Source organism: Phaeobacter sp. B1627 (assembly GCF_006265095.1).
Taxonomy (GTDB): Bacteria; Pseudomonadota; Alphaproteobacteria; order Rhodobacterales; family Rhodobacteraceae; genus Epibacterium.
Genome location: NZ_VCNK01000021.1, coordinates 168,343 through 183,582, shown reverse-complemented (window position 1 = coordinate 183,582; position 15,240 = coordinate 168,343). Strand labels below are relative to the sequence as shown.

Sequence of the window (15,240 nt, the reverse complement as noted above, 5' to 3'; positions counted from 1 at the left end):
GGGGCGGTTACATCATCAGAGCCTTCTCACGTACAAACCGGGCAAGATCCTTGCGCCCTTCCCCCTCGCCAAAAGCACCGCGCAAGAGCGGCATTTGCCTGTGGCTTGCGGTATGGTGCCATGGCGTAAGGCACGGCGAGACATTGCAATCAATTGCGACGTGGTTCCGTGCTCACAAAGCAGAGGCCTGCAGTGCCCCAAAGACCTCTGCAGACTTGGATGAAACCATGCGGCTGGCACACGAGATATTCCCCGCCGAGCGCCCGAAAGGGGCATCGGCAGGGGATGTGCGCGGCAGCCGCGGCAGGTTCTCGGGACAGTCCCGAAAACCTGCAGGCGCGGCCTATTTCAAGGCTGCTGCGACGCTGTCTCTTAGAGGCGTAGTGGGGCGGCCGATGAGATCGGACAATTCGGTTCCCTCGTGAAACAAAACACCCTTGCTGACCTCAACATCGGCCTCTGCAAGCATGGTCGCCAGCGCATCAGGCAGACCAATCGAGGTGAGAACCTTGGCAAATTCACCGGACGGGAGATTGCTGTAGGGAATGGTTTTCCCCGTCTGGCGGCTGGCTTCTGCGGCAAGGTCCGCAAGCGTGAACGCCACGTCTCCGGCAAGCTCAATCGTCGTGTTCTCAAAACCGGAGCCAGTCAGAACCGCCGCCGCGGCCGCAGCATAGTCGGCGCGGGTCGCCGAGGAAATACGCCCGTTCCCGGCCGCGCCCAGAACGGCGCCGGCCTGCACCGCGCCGGGCAGGGACCCGGTGTAATTTTCGGTGTACCACCCATTGCGCAAAATTGTGTAGGGGATGCCGCACTGCTTGAGCAACGCCTCGGTTTCGCGGTGTTCGCCCGCCAGCCCGAGTGTCGATGTGTCCGCGTGCAGCAGGCTTGTGTAGACGATATGTTTCACGCCATTGGCCTGAGCAGCCTTGATCACCGCCGCGTGCTGAGGGGTCCGCTTGCCGATCTCACTGCCTGAAATCAGCAGGAGCGTCGCGATCCCCGCAAGCGCTGCATCAAGGGTTTCGGGCGCGTCATAATCGGCGGCGCGAACCGCGACCCCCAGATCGGCGGCTTTTTCGGGCGATCGTGCCAGCGCGATAATCTTCTCCGCGCCCACCAAGGGGATGAGATCATGGATGACGAGGCGACCGAGCTGTCCAGTGGCACCGGTGATTGCGATAGTCATGGCGTGTTTCCCTAAGATTGATGTTGTGTGATGACACCTAGGTGATTTACTAACTAAAAGTTAGTACGCACAAAAAGGTTAGTTTTGAAAATGTCTGATCCCCTGACCGCACAGTCTCTGTCCGACCATCTGCGTCGAGGGGATCTGATGGCACAGGCCTGTCCCTCGCGGGAGGTTCTGAAACATGTGACCAGCAAGTGGGGGGTACTGGTTCTTATGGCGCTCCGGCTTGAGACCATGCGCTATAGCGCCCTGCGCCGTCGCGTGGGCGGCGTCAGTGAGCGGATGCTGGCACAGACCCTGCAGAACCTGGAAGAAGACGGGTTCGTCCATCGCGTTGCGTTCGACGTGGTGCCTCCACATGTCGAATACAGTCTCACAGAGCTGGGCCAGGAGGCCGCAGAGAAAGTCGCCGGCCTCGCGGATTGGATTGAGGTGAGCATGCCGCGCATCGCCAAGGTCTGGAGCGACCGGGGCAAGGCGAAGTAACTATTTGGGAATACGCAGGGGCCAACGCGGGAGGCGCCACGGCGTCAGCCACCGGCGCTGACCCGCGTTTTTTCTGCCTCACGGAGCATGTCGATAAAGGCAGACACTTTTGCGGCGCGAAACTTTGACGCGGGCAGAACCACATGGATGCCCCCATTCGGAAGGTGCCAGTCAGGCAGCACCTGGGTCAGCGCACCTGAGGCCAGATGATCGCGCACGAGGTAGTCGGGCAAAATCGCCAGACCTGCGCCCTCTCGCACCGCAGCCATGATGGCGGGGGCACTATCAACAGATAAATCGCTGTGCAGTTTCACGGAAACGATTTGGCCTGCCTGATTTTCAAACGGCCAGTTCAGCGGATCAGACAGGGCCTTGTTCGCAATGAAGGGCTCCGCAGACAGATCATGTGGATGTCGGATATGGTCGAACGGCGCGGAATTTGTGCCGCTGCCGACGAGAAGCTGCCGGAACCCGCCAATTTTGCGCGCCAACAGCGTCGAGTCGCGCAGCCACCCGACACGAATGGCCAGGTCGAGATCACCCGCCATAAGATCGCTATGGGTATCGCCCAGATACAGCTCCACCCGGCAATCCGGATATTGCCGTCTAAACGCCGCGACCACAGGGGCGACGATTGCCGCGCCGTAGTCATTCGGCGCCGTCATGCGCAAGGTTCCGACCGGGTGCTCCGAGAGCTGAGACATTTCCCGGAATGCTTCTTCCGCCTCACTCAGGATCGATGCGCAACGGGCATAAAACAGCGCTCCGGCCTCCGTGGGGCTGACTTTTCGCGTGTTGCGTACCAAAAGCGTTGCTTTGAGCTCCTGCTCCAACTGCGTCACCTGGCTGCTGACGACGGCTTTGGTCACACCAAGGCGTTCAGCCGCATTGGTGAAAGACCCCGTTTCAACCACGGCTGTGAAATAGGCCAGCCTGTTCAGGTTATGTGATTTCGACATCTCATCACTGTAAAGGAAATGCATACAGTCTGTCAAAATTGTTTGTCTTATAAAGAGCAATGGAAGCGCCTAGATTTGTGTCAAGGAGACAGAAGATGAAACCGACAGCGACACTACACTACCTATTCGACCCTCTCTGTGGCTGGTGCTACGGGGCCTCGTCAGGCATTGCCGCGCTTGCGCGACACCCCGACATCGATGTGCATCCCTGGGCCACTGGGCTGTTTGCCGGTCATGGAGCGCGTTCGATGAAAAGCTTCGCGGCACAGGCGTGGGCACATGATCAGCGCATCGCCGCGCTGAGTGGCCAGCCGTTCACAGAGACCTACCGCCGCGAGGTGCTGGGGGCGGCAGATGCGACCCTGGATTCGACCGTGGCGACGCTCGCCATCACGGCGGTGGCGGAGACCGCTCCGGATCGCGTGATCGAGGCGCTCGCGGCCATTCAGGCGGCGCGCTATGTCGATGGCAAGGATGTGACCTCACCCGAGGTTGTCGCAAATGTGCTGGCCGACCTCGGCCTGCGTGATGCAGCAGCGCGTATTCCTGAACCCGGTGCCGCGCTCTTGGATCTGGTTCGTACACGAACAGCAGAGGCCCGCAGTCTGATGGCCGCCTTCGATATGCAAGGCGTTCCCGCGCTGATTGCGGAGGTCAACGGCGCGCGCCGCGGTCTGGACGCAAGCACGCTCTATTCCGGGCCGGACGCAGTATTGGCCAGCCTTGAGCTGGCCTGACATCCCCTACATCGACCCCCTACACCGCCCCCGAACACCGACCCCGAACACCGAAAGGACAACACAATGAACCGCAGAGATATCCTGAAACTTACCGCCGCCGGGGCCAGCGCCCTGATGGTCCCCGGCATGTCCATTGCAGACGCGAACGGCCTGACCTGGACACATTTCCCTGCCGGGGAGAATGGTTTCTTCCGTGCGCCCGTCCTGATCCAGGGCCAAACCGAGGCCGTGCTGATCGATGGCGGGTTCACCCTGCCTGATGGCCGTGCATTGGCCGAGGAGATCAAGGCATCGGGCAAGACGCTGACCACGATCTACATCAGCCAAAGCGACCCTGATTTCTATTTCAGCCTGCGCCCGATCGTCGAGGCATTCCCCGAGGCCCGTGTCATCGCAGCCAGCGAGACAGTTGCGGCAATCAACGCCAATGTCGCGAAAAAAGTCGAGACCTGGGGGCCGCAGCTGGGCGAAAACGGTCCCGCATCGGTGGACGATGTGATCCTGCCCACGGCGGACGACAGCGAGACACTGACGGTGGACGGACATGTCATCGCGATCGTCCCCGCTGCGGGGTTGGCCAACCGCCGTTATCTTTGGGTCGAAGATCTGCAAGCCGTGTTTGGCGGCGTTATGGTCTTTTCCGGCACCCATGTCTGGACTGCAGACACTCCGACCAAAGCGGAGCGCGACGCCTGGGTCGCCAATCTTGACGCCATCCTCGCCCGCAATCCAGAGGTCGTGGTTCCCGGCCACCTGACCGTTGATGCGCCCATGGGGATCGAAGCGGTGGAATTCACCAAGGGCTATCTTCTGGCGATTGACGAGGAGCTGGGCAAGGCCAATGGCTCTGAAGAGCTGATTGCGGCGATGAATGCCCGCTACCCCGATCTCGGCATGAATGTCGCGTTGAACATCGGTGCCAAGGTGCTGACCGGGGAGATGAAATGGGGCTGACCGGCGGCCACTCCTAGGTGGCGACCCGCACAGCTGGCAAATGTTGGCGACGCGGATGGCCCATTTAATTTGGGCCGTTCGCTTTTTCCCGACGAGAGGGTGCCTCCCGGTGGCCAGCCATCAGTGCAGGTGGGCAACCGGGCGCTCGCGGCGCAGAGATGACTGCAGATCCCGTCGTCGCAGGTCGGGGCGGGCGAGGGTTCCGTAGGATCCCGACACCAGTTTCCGCCCGGCGGCACCATAGAAATCAACAGCGTTCTGCAACTCCGGGAACAGGCGGAAAAGCTCTTGTCTGTCGTCGGTGCTGAGGCCCCGCAGGGCATCGGGCCCGGGCCAAAAGGTCTCTGTCGCGCAGCCCTCGGCGAAGACAACCTGATGGTTTTCGGTCAGAATATGTATGTAGCAGGCAGGCGCGAGGCTGGTGTCGATCTGAACGTGCTGCGGGTCCATCTCCGTCAAGAGGCGCGCCCGTATGAAGGGATCGCGATCCGGCACAGGGTGCCTGCTTTGCCCCGGTGGTGCGATGAAGCGATGCTGCGGAGAGACCCGCAGGGGGCGGGTGTTGCCGATCACTCCGCCTGGCCGCAGGATCACCGGGCGCAGCTGCGGGTATTGTGCCAGATTGGCCGAGGACAGCAGCCGCCTGCCGATCCACACGACAGGTTGCAGCCCGTTGTCGGCGGTCTGGATCAGGTCGCCCACCCGGATCCGTTCCACAGGACGCTCCCCCGCCCCGGTGTGGATCATTGCGCCGGGGGTGAAACAGGGAATGCCTGCGGAAAAGAGCTGCGCATGGGTTGTCATCTGGCTTGGGTCAACCCCGTCCAGCACCAGCTGCTCGCCCCCGGGGAAGGTCAACACCGCATTGCCAAAACCATCGTCGCTGGTGGTCACGTCAAGGGTCCGGACCATGCCATCGGGGCCGGATCCGCCGGTCAGCTCGGAGACGTCGAGCTGATCGTTGAAATAGCCGTTGGAATCGTCGTCACTCAGGTCGAAGTCCATGATCCGGTCGCTGCCACCGGCCTCTGTCAGAACGAATTCGTCGTCGCCGTCGCCGCCGGTAAAGCGATCGTCACCGGCGCCCCCCGCCAGCGTATCGTTGCCGGCGCCAGCATCGATATCGACCCCGGCTGCGTCCGCCCGCGCGTCGATGACGTCATCCTCGTCGGTGAGGACCATTTCCTCGATCTCGGAAAAATGGATCGTGTCGGTGCCATCGGTGATGAAGCCGCTTTCGTTGCCGGTGTAGGTCACAGTGACCGGGCCGGTCATCGCGGACAGATCCACGATGTCGTGATCGTCCCCGGCCTCGCCGCCGACAATGGTGTCATTGCCAAAGTTGTCTTCCATGCGGAACGTATCGGCGTCGGCTTCGCCAAACATCAGGTCGTCGCCGGTGCCCCCCACCAGCAGATCGCCGTCGTTGCCGCCTCGCATGGTGTCATCGCCATCGCCACCTTCGAGCGTGTCATAGCCGTCGGTCGCTGTAATACTGTCGTTTCCACTGCCGCCGACCAAACTGTCGTCGCCGCTGGAGTTGTGCAGAGTATCGTTGCCCTCTCCGCCATATAGGGTGTCGTTCCCGATGCCCGTGGTCAGGACATCATTGCCGGCGCCCCCGTAGATCAGGTCGTCGCCATCGCCGCCGGAAATGGTATCGTCGTCGTCGCCGCCGAGGAGGGTGTCATTCCCCGACCCGCCCTCCATGGCGTCGGCCCCGGCACCGCCCGACATATAGTCATGGCCTGCTTCGCCGAACATGCTGTCGTCACCGCTGCCTCCGTCGAGACTGTCGTTGTCGACGCCGGCGTACAGGGTGTCGTTGCCTTCCCCGCCTTCAAGCGTGTCATTGCCTTCGGTGGCGACAATGCTGTCGTTGCCGGTGCCGCCGACCAGGCTGTCGTCGCCTGCGGAATTGTGCAGAGTGTCATTGCCCGCGCCGCCCAAGAGAGTGTCATTGCCGAGCCCTGTACTGAGGCTGTCGTCGCCGTCACCGCCGTCGATCAGGTCATTGCCGTCGCCGCCGGAGATCGTGTCGCCGCCCGTGCCGCCGGTCAGAACGTCATTTCCGGTCCCGCCATCGATGACATCGTCGCCCTCACCGCCCTCAATGGTGTCGTCCCCTTCGCCGCCATCAAGGAGGTCATTGCCGCCCTGTCCAAGGATCACGTCCGAACCCTGGCCCCCGATCAGCGTGTCGGCGCCGCCTGTGATCGGGACATATACGGCATCTTCGATCAGGTCGCCCGAGAGGGTGAAGCCGGAGTGGGTATTCCGCGCCTCCAGTGTGAACTCGATCGAGGTCCGCCCTTCGAACTGCGCGGAAAACCATGCGTCCTCGTCGGTGTCGTGGTTTAGCTCGGTCCCGGTCGCGCGCACAGTCGAGCCGTCATTGGTAACGTTCAGCGAGGTATCACTGGAGGTGCCGAAGGCGCTGTACTGGTCGCTCTCGAGGGAGACTGATTCTGCGTTGTCGTGGTGGTAACTTTGATCGAGATCGTTGAACGTTGCAGTAGAGTTGATCGCAATGGGATCGCCGGTTTGAGGATCAAAGAATTCCAGACGAAACTCGGCCGTATCGCCGTAACCGTGACCATTGAGGAGAATTTCGTGACCGCGCCCGCCGGACAGATCAACGGTCATCTGCGGGTCTGAGGTGCCGACCAACACGAGCCGCCCCCACACTGAGGTGCCATCCTCCAGAAAGGCAACATCGCGGTAAACGGCGGTATCCCCGTCGTCGGCATCCCCGCCGCAATAGCTCTGGCTGACCAGATTGTCGCTATTGAGTACAAGGGGGGTGGCATCGCTTCCGTCCGTGCCGGCTGAATCACCGATCAGCGTATCGTCGCCGTCGCCGCCAGAGACGTAATCGTCGCCGCCGCCGCCGACCAGGACGTCCGCCTTTGCAGAGCCGATGAGGTCATCGTCCGAGTTTCCACCGATGAGCAGCTTGAAGAGCCCATTGGCATTGCCGTTCCCGTTGGCAATGCCGTTCGCCAGACCGTTCAGGATGTTTGAGATGAGGCCTTCGTCTTCGTCCTCTTCGTCCTCCTCTTCTTCCTCTTCTTCGGGAATGGAGTTCGGGTCCCAGGGGTCATCAAAGCCGATTTCCCTCCAGCTCGGGGCCTGTGTCGCTCCGGGCTCTCGCAGAGGGAGGGATTGATTTTCTGTATCGGACATTCGAGTGCACTTCCGCGAAAAAAACCATCCGAGCCGTGTCACCGCGTCTCAGGGGTAAAAGGAGATTTTGTTCGCAAGCATAGGATAGCCCGGGAAATTTTCCGTTAAGTTGTCGGTCGGACATGGGGCAAAGCGGATGAGCCAGGAGAACCGCTGAAATTTGCGCGCGGTTCACGGTATCCGACCGATGATTTCTGCCACCGAAGAGATTTTCGGCTGCCCGCTGGGGGGGCATTATGGGCGCTCAGGGCATCAACACCCAGCGCAACGACATCGCAACAAGGCCAAGCAGGGCTACGCTGGCACACCATATGCCGATGAACCACAGCAAGCGGCGCATCAGTGGTAGCCCTCGGCCGGGTCCATTTTGCCGCGGAACACCCAATAGGCATAGGCGGTATAGGCAAGGATGAGCGGTATCAGACCGAGGGCTCCGACCAGGGCGAAGCTGAGGCTTTTGTCCGGTGCGGCAACATCCCAGATGCTGAGGCTGGGCGGCACCATCATCGGGTAGAAGCTGATGCCGAGGCCCGCAAAACTGGCGACAAAAATACCAAGTGACGCAAAGAAAGGCCGACGGTCGGACCCGCCGCTCAGTCCGGAGAAGAGGGCCCAGACGAGCCCGGCCATCACTGCAGGTACGCAAAACGTCCAGAGGCTTCCGGGCAGGTTGAACCAGCGCGAAAAGTAGATCGGATCAAGAAACGGCGTCCACAGGCTGACCAGTGCGATGAGGGCAAGTGTCGCGATCGCGAGCGGTCTGGCCAGCCGCCGCATATGGTCGTGAATGTCGCCTTCTGTCTTCATGATCAGCCAACAGGCCCCGAGAAGAGCGTAGCCGATCACCACGGCCAGCCCTGTCAGGATCGAGAACGGAGTGAGCCAGTCAAACCACCCTCCCGCATAGGCGCGCCCGTCGACTTTGATCCCCTGAACCAGCGCTCCGAGGGCGATGCCCTGACAGAGGGCTGCGACCAGCGATCCTGCAAAGAAGGTAAAATCCCAGACCCATTTGTGTTTTTGCGTCCGCCAGCGATATTCGAAGGAAACCCCGCGAAAGACCAGCGCCAGCAGCATCAGCATGATCGGCATATAAAGAGCGGGCATGATCACCGCATAAGCCAGCGGAAATACGGCAAACAGCCCACCTCCGCCGAGTACGAGCCACGTCTCATTGCCATCCCAGACCGGGGCGACCGAGTTCATCATCAGGTCGCGTTCGCCATGCGTTTTGGCCAGCGGAAAGAGGATCCCGAGCCCGAGATCGAACCCGTCCAGGATGACATAGGTCAGGACCGCAAAGGCGATGAGGCCGGCCCAGATGAATGCAAGATCGAATTCCATGGCTGCGGTCCTCAGTTCGGTGTTGACGTTTCGGAGGCGGTGAATTTCTTGCGCGGGACCACTCCGGCAGCCCGGACCGGCGCATCGCGCAGCCCAAGTCGCGGTGTGGACGGGCGCTTGTTCATCATCGCCAGAATATAGGCGGTTCCTGCGCCGAACACGAAGAAATAGACCACCACAAAGGCAATCAGGGAGGTCGCGACGGCGGGAGCTTCGACCGGGGCCAGACTGTCGGACGTGCGCAGGAGACCATAGACCGTGTAGGGCTGACGCCCGACTTCGGTGGTGATCCAACCGGCCAATACCGCCACAAATCCTGCAGGCCCCATGATCAGACAGGTCCGGTGCAGCCATGGGCTGTCAAACAAGCGCCCCCGGATCCGCGCCAGACCGCTCCATGCTCCGACGGCCAGCATGGCGAACCCGATGCCTATCATTATGCGAAAGCTGAAGAAGACGATGGCGACCGGCGGCTCTTCGTCATCGGGAATGGTGTCGAGCCCGGCGAGGGGGGCATTCAGGTCGTGCTTCAGGATCAGGGAAGAAAGCTTGGGCACCTCGATGGCATAATCGATGCGTTTTTCATCTGGGTTTGGGATACCAAACAGGATCAATGGGGCGCCGTCGGGGTGGCTGTCGTAGTGTCCTTCCATCGCCATGACTTTTGCAGGCTGATGTTCCAGCGTGTTCAGCCCGTGCGAATCTCCGGCAACGATCTGGATCGGGGTCACGATCAGCGCCATCCACATTGCCATGGAAAACATGCGCCGTGCCTCTTTGTCCGACTGGTTGCGCAACAGGTGCAGTGCGCCCACGGCACCGACGACAAACGCGGTGGTGAGATAGGCGGCCAGCACCATATGCACCAATCGATAGGGGAACGAGGGGTTGAAGACGATTTGCCACCAGTCTTCCGGCACGAACTGGCCGTTGGCGGCAATGGAATATCCGGCCGGTGTCTGCATCCAGCTGTTGACGCTGAGAATCCAGGTCGCGGACATCAGGGTGCCAAAGGCCACCATGGCGGTGGCAAACATATGCAGACGTTCGCCGACACGCTCGCGCCCGAACAGCATGATGCCGAGGAAACCGGCCTCCAGGAAAAAGGCAGAAAGCACCTCATAGGCCATCAGCGGCCCGATCACCGGTCCTGCCTTGTCGGAAAACACCGACCAGTTGGTGCCGAACTGGTAGGACATCACAATTCCCGAGACGACGCCCATGCCAAAGGCGACGGCAAAGATCTTTTTCCAGTAGTTGAAGAGCGCCAGGTAGGTGTGGTCTCGGGAACGGAGCCAGAGCGCGTTCAGAACAGCGAGAAAGCTTGCCAACCCGATCGAAAACGCCGGAAAGATAATGTGGAATGACACTGTAAAGGCAAATTGAATGCGGGCGAGTGTTTCAGCCGTGGTTCCATCCAGCATCTGGCGTCTCCTGGGGTTGTCTTCGCTCAAGAGCTATCCCAAGTGGTGCCAAAAGCAATGCATCGATTGCATATTGCGCGCCCGTGCCGCGCGACAAGCTGTCGCCTGTGCCAAAGCGTCGCCAGACGCGCGGTGTCGTCGCGTCAGGAGTGTCGGCGCGCTGATAAGGGCCGACGCGCTGACCGGGGCCGATCGGGCTGATTGGCCCCCGGCTACAGTCTGCGGGCCTCTGTGCAGGAATGATTTGTCAGAGAAGTTGAAAAATGTTAGCGCCCGCAGCGGCGAAGCGATAAACTAGGTTTTGCCAGCTTGGCTCGGGATATGGGCCTCATGACAGAATAAGGGCAGGACAACGCTATGATCCTATGTTGCGGCGAAGCGCTGATTGACATGATTCCCACTGAGACGAAGGGAGGTCACGAGGCTTTCGTGCCGCATTCGGGGGGGGCTGTCTTCAACACAGCCATCGCGCTCGGCCGGCTTGGTCGGGATGTCTCGCTGCTGAGTGGTGTCTCGACCGATCTGTTTGGTGTTCAGCTGCAGGCCGCGCTCGCAGACAGCAACGTCGGGCAAGGCTACCTCCTGCGATCTGGTCGTCCGACAACGCTGGCCTTTGTCAAACTTGAGAACGGCCACGCCAAATACGCCTTCTATGATGAGAACACGGCCGGCCGGATGCTGGAGGCGGAGGCGCTTCCGACCTTGGGGGATGAGGTGTCGGCCTTGTTCTTCGGCGGTATCAGTCTGGCCTGCGAGCCCTGCGCTGATACCTATGCCGCTCTGCTGGCGCGGGCGGATGGTGACAGGGCAGTGATGATGGATCCGAACATCCGTCCCGGTTTTGCCCCGGATGAGGCGCGCTATCGCGCCAGGCTGATGGCGATGCTGGCACAGGCCGATATCGTGAAGGTCTCGGACGAGGATCTGGATTGGATCATTCCGGATGGCGATGGCTTCGAAGGCAAGGCTGCAGCGTTGCAGTCGCATGGCCCCTCCGTGGTGCTGGTGACGCGCGGGGCCGAAGGGGCGACGGGCATATTGCCGGACGGCGCACAGGTCACGGTCCCCGCAGAGACCGCGACGGTCGTGGACACCGTGGGCGCGGGCGATACCTTCAACGCAGGTGTTCTTGCGCGGTTGGACGAGTTGGGGTTGTTGAGCAAATCCGCCTTGAAAACGCTGCAGGCCGCGCCGCTGGAAAAGGCTCTGGCCTATGGTGCCAAGGTCGCAGCGATCACTGTGGCGCGCGCCGGAGCCAACCCGCCCTGGGCCCGCGAACTGTAGCGCGACCGCAGCGCTGGGCCCGGATCAGCGTTTGCCGCCCTGGCTGCGGTGGTGTGCCATGTTCTCTATCAGCGCGTTGCACGACAGGGTGATATGGTCCCGTGTCAACTGGGCTGCCAGATCGGCATTTCCGTCGGCGCAGGCCTGCCATATGGCCAGATGTTCTGCATTTGACTTTTCGACATTGCCGGACCGCACAAGGGTGGCACGCAAATATCGGTCGACACGGTCCATGGCCTTGTCGATCGCGGCCTGGTGGTAGGGCAGGCCGGACGCCTGATAGAGGCGTTCGTGAAAGGCCCGGTTCAGATCCCCCCATGCGACAGGATCGCGGGTGAGGGTCTGGGCCTGGAGGATATCCCTGGCGTCCTGCAGTATCTCATTGGTCATCTCGGGCACGGCACGGCGGATCACTTCGGGTTCGATCAGAGAGCGGTAATCGAAAATCTCCCGCAGCTCATCAAGATCCAGACTGGCCACCACAGCCCCCTTGAACCGTTGCGATGTCACCAGACCTTTCTCTTCGAGACGGGAGATCGCTTCTCGAACGGGGATGCGACTGGTGTTGAACAGGCGGGCGATTTCATCCTGCCGCAGGGGGACACCCTCTGCCAGCTCGCCTTCGACAATGGCTTTGCGCAGAGCATCGAACACAACTGATGCGGCCGAGGCGTTTTTGGGAATTTCCATGGGCTGCAGGTTCATGACTTGGCTCTCCTCGCCGGGGTCATAACGGGGAAGCCGCACGGGATCAAAGCGTTTGGCGAGGGCGGGGCAGGAATTCCCGGAGACCGTTGTGCAGTCAGTCTCGGTTCAGCGCAAAGAGGTGACAAACCCGCTATTGAGGACCGACACGGTCGGCTGAGCGGTATTGCGATGGGCCATACGCTCCAGATTGACAATGGTCGCAAGCATGATGCGGTCATGACTCCAGTCTCCGGGGCGCTGGATCAGGAAGGCGGTCATGACCACGGCGCCGCCGATGGTGGCGGCAATGGCAGCCCAGAGAGAGGCCTGACGGCCCTCAGGCGCCTTTTCGGTGACCGCAATGATGCGGCGGGCCAGGATCGGAGCATTGTGGATCTCACGGCGTTCCAGCAGCGCGACAGAGGGGCTGCGCGGGCTGAGAAAAACAGGGATGCGACGTGCCCGTTCCGACGCCCGGATCAGGCATTCGCAATAGGCCCGAAGATCAAATTGGGACCGGGCGCCCAAAGCCTGATCACAGGCAAATTCCCGCATCGCGCGCATGTCACGGCGCCACAGGTAGTAGGCCGGGTTCCAGAACAGAAGGGGCCGCAGGCACTCCAGCAGAAAGGCGGTTTCCACGTCCTTCTGGCGGAAATGCTGCAGTTCATGCGCCAGGGTCAGGCGCAGATCGCGCGGGTCATCAAGCAGCGAGGTCGGCAGCACCACATAGAGCCGCCACAGACCGCGTGTCGAATAGGCCACGGCGGTGGTATCACTGAGCAACAGATCGACGCGGCCGATGCGCTTCCAGAAATAGCAGGAGGATAACGCACGGCGGAGCCGCATAATGGCATGCCCCAGCAGGACCGCAGACATCGCGGCGCCGGTGATCAGCAGGATGGTGACCGTGCGGCTCCAGATGGCATGGCCTGCGCTGAGATCGCGCACCAGATCCTCACGCAGCCCAATCATCGCCTCGAAGCGGCTTGCGGACATGTTCACATTGCCCTGCAGATACTGCGAGACCAGCATATCCGAAAGCGTCGGAGGGTTTCCCATGCCGCTGAGGTTCAAAACGACCACAAGCACCGGCGAAAAGGCCAGAAGAACGGTCATGCCATTCAGCAGTTTCAGCTGCGGGCCATAGGCGGTCGCCAGCGAGGTCCTGCGCAACCCCAAACGCGCCAGCATCCACAGAAGTGCCCCGGCAAGAACCAACAGGTTCAGATCGATATATGCATTTAGAAGTGCATCAGCTTTCATTGTCCCCCAGCCTTTCGTTGAGCAAGGCCCGCATTTCCTCGAGCATGTCATCGGTGATGTCCTCGTCATCGACCAGCCGGGCCACAAGAGCCGCAGGCGCGCCGTTGAAGAGTTTGCTCGACAGGTTCTTGAGCGACGTTTTTTGATAGTCGGACTTTGGTATTGCAGGGTGATAGACAAACGACCGGTCAACCCGTTCGCTGGTCAAAAAACCCTTCTGCTCCATAATCTTGAGCACCGTGGCAACCGACGTATAGGCGCGCTCTTGTACCTTGTTCAGCTCGGCAAGGATATCACGGACAGACCCCTGGCCCATTTCCCAGACGACGGTCATGAACTCCAGTTCGACCTCGGTGAGTAGTGAGTGGTTCTGTTTCTTGCGCATATGTCCAGGCTTTGCTGTCTAGTGCCGCGACCGGGGGAGAAGTCGCGGTGATCTTCACGTGATCTTCGGCGATGCTACGGGATTTTCAATGGTGCGAAAACTACTTTCTTGGCAGAGCCCTCAGGGCGCAGATGGTCATGCCGGGATATCCGCCTGAGGGGGGACTGCCTGCGGGCCATGAGACCAGTTTCGGCCCTATGGCCCGCAGTATGGCCCGCAGAAGGGGGAGCGGCTGTCAGACCTTCCAGAAGCAGAAGCTGGCCCAGACAAGGGCGAGGCCGAGCGGAGTCCACAGCGGCATGCCCATGAACCCCAGCCATGCGAGAAAAATATAGGCCGAGCCAAGCAAACTGATAAACAGCCGGTCGCCCCGGGTGGTGGTGAGGCCCAGCACCCCTTTGCGGGCGTCTCCGCCAGGGCTGCGCACTTCGAGCAGGATCAGCACGCCAATGGCGGAAAAGATCCCGATGAACAACAGGGCAGTGGGCCAGGTCCAGGCCATCCAGCTCAACATGTCTTGTCTCCTTTCTTTCTATACGCGGCCCATCGCGAAACCCTTCGCGATGTAGTTGCGGACAAAATAGATCACGATGGCGCCGGGAATGATGGTCAGCGTCCCTGCGGCGGCAAGCAGACCAAGCTCATAGCCCGCCGAGGACGCCGTTTTGGTCATCGTCGCGGCGATGGGTTTTGCCGCGACGGCGGTCAGTGTCTTGGCCAGCAGCAGCTCCACCCAGGAGAACATGAAGCAGAAGAAGGCCGCGACCCCCACACCTGCCTTGATTGACGGGATGAAGATCGACGCGAAGAAGCGCGGAAAGGAATAGCCATCGACATAGGCCGTCTCATCGAGTTCCTTTGGCACGCTGCCCATGAAACCTTCGAGAATCCAGACCGCCAGCGGGATGTTGAACAGGCAATGCGCCAGGGCCACGGCAAGGTGGGTATCAAACAGGCCGACGGCAGAATAGAGCTGGAAGAACGGCAGCGCAAAGACTGCGGCAGGCGCCATCCGGTTTGTCAGCAACCAGAAAAACAGCTGCTTGTCTCCGAGAAACCGGTAGCGCGAAAACGCATAGGCGGCGGGCAGGGCAACGGCGACCGAGATCACCGTATTGATCGACACGTAGAGGATCGAGTTGATATAGCCCCAATACCAGCTCGGATCGGTGAAAATCACCCGGTAGTTCTCTGTCGTGAAGCTCTGCGGAAACAGCGAGAAGCCGGACAGGATCTCGTTCGTGGTCTTGAAACTCATTGCCACCAGCCAATAGATCGGCAGCAGGAGAAAGAGGATATAGACGATGGGGACGATGGAACGTTTCTGCATCTG

14 protein-coding genes are annotated in these 15,240 nt (G+C 60.8%); 4 read left to right on the top strand and 10 right to left on the bottom strand.

The features are described from left to right. Positions 1–343 precede the first annotated feature (343 nt). Positions 344–1,189, bottom strand: coding sequence for an SDR family oxidoreductase (locus FGE21_RS12620; RefSeq protein ID WP_139663652.1), 846 nt, complete (start codon positions 1,187–1,189; stop codon positions 344–346). Positions 1,190–1,279: 90 nt separating this feature from the next. Between FGE21_RS12620 and FGE21_RS12615 the strand changes: the two genes are divergently transcribed. Then, positions 1,280–1,678 carry a helix-turn-helix domain-containing protein gene (locus FGE21_RS12615; protein WP_139663651.1) on the top strand — a complete coding sequence of 133 codons (399 nt, stop codon included), beginning with the start codon at positions 1,280–1,282 and terminating at the stop codon, positions 1,676–1,678. 44 nt (positions 1,679–1,722) lie between these two features. On the opposite strand, the gene FGE21_RS12610 is transcribed toward FGE21_RS12615, so the two are convergent. Next, a complete protein-coding gene (locus tag FGE21_RS12610; RefSeq protein WP_139663650.1) occupies positions 1,723–2,637 on the bottom strand; it encodes a LysR family transcriptional regulator in 915 nt (304 codons plus the stop codon). A 95-nt stretch (positions 2,638–2,732) separates the two neighbouring features. Here FGE21_RS12610 and FGE21_RS12605 point away from each other — a divergent pair, with 95 nt between their 5' ends. Both FGE21_RS12605 and FGE21_RS12600 read left to right on the top strand, forming a co-directional pair. Then, complete coding sequence (locus tag FGE21_RS12605; protein ID WP_139663649.1) at positions 2,733–3,374, top strand: DsbA family protein; 642 nt, start codon at positions 2,733–2,735, stop codon at positions 3,372–3,374. A 66-nt stretch (positions 3,375–3,440) separates the two neighbouring features. Continuing rightward, complete coding sequence (locus FGE21_RS12600) at positions 3,441–4,331, top strand: MBL fold metallo-hydrolase (protein ID WP_139663648.1); 891 nt, start codon at positions 3,441–3,443, stop codon at positions 4,329–4,331. Positions 4,332–4,451: 120 nt separating this feature from the next. On the opposite strand, the gene FGE21_RS12595 is transcribed toward FGE21_RS12600, so the two are convergent. The 3 genes from FGE21_RS12595 to FGE21_RS12580 form a co-directional block, all read right to left on the bottom strand. Beyond that, positions 4,452–7,517 carry a Hint domain-containing protein gene (locus FGE21_RS12595; RefSeq protein WP_139663647.1) on the bottom strand — a complete coding sequence of 1,022 codons (3,066 nt, stop codon included), beginning with the start codon at positions 7,515–7,517 and terminating at the stop codon, positions 4,452–4,454. Positions 7,518–7,856: 339 nt separating this feature from the next. After that, complete coding sequence (gene cydB / locus FGE21_RS12585) at positions 7,857–8,861, bottom strand: cytochrome d ubiquinol oxidase subunit II (RefSeq protein ID WP_139663645.1); 1,005 nt, start codon at positions 8,859–8,861, stop codon at positions 7,857–7,859. An 11-nt stretch (positions 8,862–8,872) separates the two neighbouring features. After that, a complete protein-coding gene (locus FGE21_RS12580; RefSeq protein ID WP_139663644.1) occupies positions 8,873–10,285 on the bottom strand; it encodes a cytochrome ubiquinol oxidase subunit I in 1,413 nt (470 codons plus the stop codon). 357 nt (positions 10,286–10,642) lie between these two features. Here FGE21_RS12580 and FGE21_RS12575 point away from each other — a divergent pair, with 357 nt between their 5' ends. Next, positions 10,643–11,569: a carbohydrate kinase gene (locus FGE21_RS12575; RefSeq protein WP_139663643.1), complete on the top strand. Its 927-nt coding sequence runs from the start codon at positions 10,643–10,645 to the stop codon at positions 11,567–11,569. A 24-nt stretch (positions 11,570–11,593) separates the two neighbouring features. Here FGE21_RS12575 and FGE21_RS12570 read toward each other — a convergent pair whose 3' ends face one another. From FGE21_RS12570 to FGE21_RS12550, 5 genes are all read right to left on the bottom strand, one after another. Further along, complete coding sequence (locus FGE21_RS12570) at positions 11,594–12,274, bottom strand: GntR family transcriptional regulator (RefSeq protein ID WP_139663642.1); 681 nt, start codon at positions 12,272–12,274, stop codon at positions 11,594–11,596. 108 nt (positions 12,275–12,382) lie between these two features. Next, positions 12,383–13,522, bottom strand: a complete 1,140-nt coding sequence (locus FGE21_RS12565) for a M56 family metallopeptidase (RefSeq protein WP_139663641.1) — start codon at positions 13,520–13,522, stop codon at positions 12,383–12,385. Next, positions 13,512–13,907, bottom strand: a complete 396-nt coding sequence (locus FGE21_RS12560; RefSeq protein WP_139663640.1) for a BlaI/MecI/CopY family transcriptional regulator — start codon at positions 13,905–13,907, stop codon at positions 13,512–13,514. Before FGE21_RS12560 ends, FGE21_RS12565 begins: the two co-directional genes overlap by 11 nt. 235 nt (positions 13,908–14,142) lie before the next feature. Further along, complete coding sequence (locus tag FGE21_RS12555) at positions 14,143–14,421, bottom strand: DUF2160 domain-containing protein (protein WP_139663639.1); 279 nt, start codon at positions 14,419–14,421, stop codon at positions 14,143–14,145. An 18-nt stretch (positions 14,422–14,439) separates the two neighbouring features. Next, the gene (locus tag FGE21_RS12550) at positions 14,440–15,237 is read right to left on the bottom strand and encodes a carbohydrate ABC transporter permease (RefSeq protein ID WP_139663638.1); all 798 of its coding nucleotides are present in this window, start codon (positions 15,235–15,237) and stop codon (positions 14,440–14,442) included. Between the last annotated feature and the right edge of the window lie 3 nt (positions 15,238–15,240).

Bases quoted from the DNA above. Each gene is read 5' to 3' on its own strand.
- FGE21_RS12620 (WP_139663652.1), bottom strand. From the start codon at position 1,189: ATGACTATCGCAATCACCGGTGCCACTGGACAGCTCGGTCGCCTCGTC.
- FGE21_RS12615 (WP_139663651.1), top strand. From the start codon at position 1,280: ATGTCTGATCCCCTGACCGCACAGTCTCTGTCCGACCATCTGCGTCGA.
- FGE21_RS12610 (WP_139663650.1), bottom strand. From the start codon at position 2,637: ATGTCGAAATCACATAACCTGAACAGGCTGGCCTATTTCACAGCCGTG.
- FGE21_RS12605 (WP_139663649.1), top strand. From the start codon at position 2,733: ATGAAACCGACAGCGACACTACACTACCTATTCGACCCTCTCTGTGGC.
- FGE21_RS12600 (WP_139663648.1), top strand. From the start codon at position 3,441: ATGAACCGCAGAGATATCCTGAAACTTACCGCCGCCGGGGCCAGCGCC.
- FGE21_RS12595 (WP_139663647.1), bottom strand. From the start codon at position 7,517: ATGTCCGATACAGAAAATCAATCCCTCCCTCTGCGAGAGCCCGGAGCG.
- cydB (WP_139663645.1), bottom strand. From the start codon at position 8,861: ATGGAATTCGATCTTGCATTCATCTGGGCCGGCCTCATCGCCTTTGCG.
- FGE21_RS12580 (WP_139663644.1), bottom strand. From the start codon at position 10,285: ATGCTGGATGGAACCACGGCTGAAACACTCGCCCGCATTCAATTTGCC.
- FGE21_RS12575 (WP_139663643.1), top strand. From the start codon at position 10,643: ATGATCCTATGTTGCGGCGAAGCGCTGATTGACATGATTCCCACTGAG.
- FGE21_RS12570 (WP_139663642.1), bottom strand. From the start codon at position 12,274: ATGAACCTGCAGCCCATGGAAATTCCCAAAAACGCCTCGGCCGCATCA.
- FGE21_RS12565 (WP_139663641.1), bottom strand. From the start codon at position 13,522: ATGAAAGCTGATGCACTTCTAAATGCATATATCGATCTGAACCTGTTG.
- FGE21_RS12560 (WP_139663640.1), bottom strand. From the start codon at position 13,907: ATGCGCAAGAAACAGAACCACTCACTACTCACCGAGGTCGAACTGGAG.
- FGE21_RS12555 (WP_139663639.1), bottom strand. From the start codon at position 14,421: ATGTTGAGCTGGATGGCCTGGACCTGGCCCACTGCCCTGTTGTTCATC.
- FGE21_RS12550 (WP_139663638.1), bottom strand. From the start codon at position 15,237: ATGCAGAAACGTTCCATCGTCCCCATCGTCTATATCCTCTTTCTCCTG.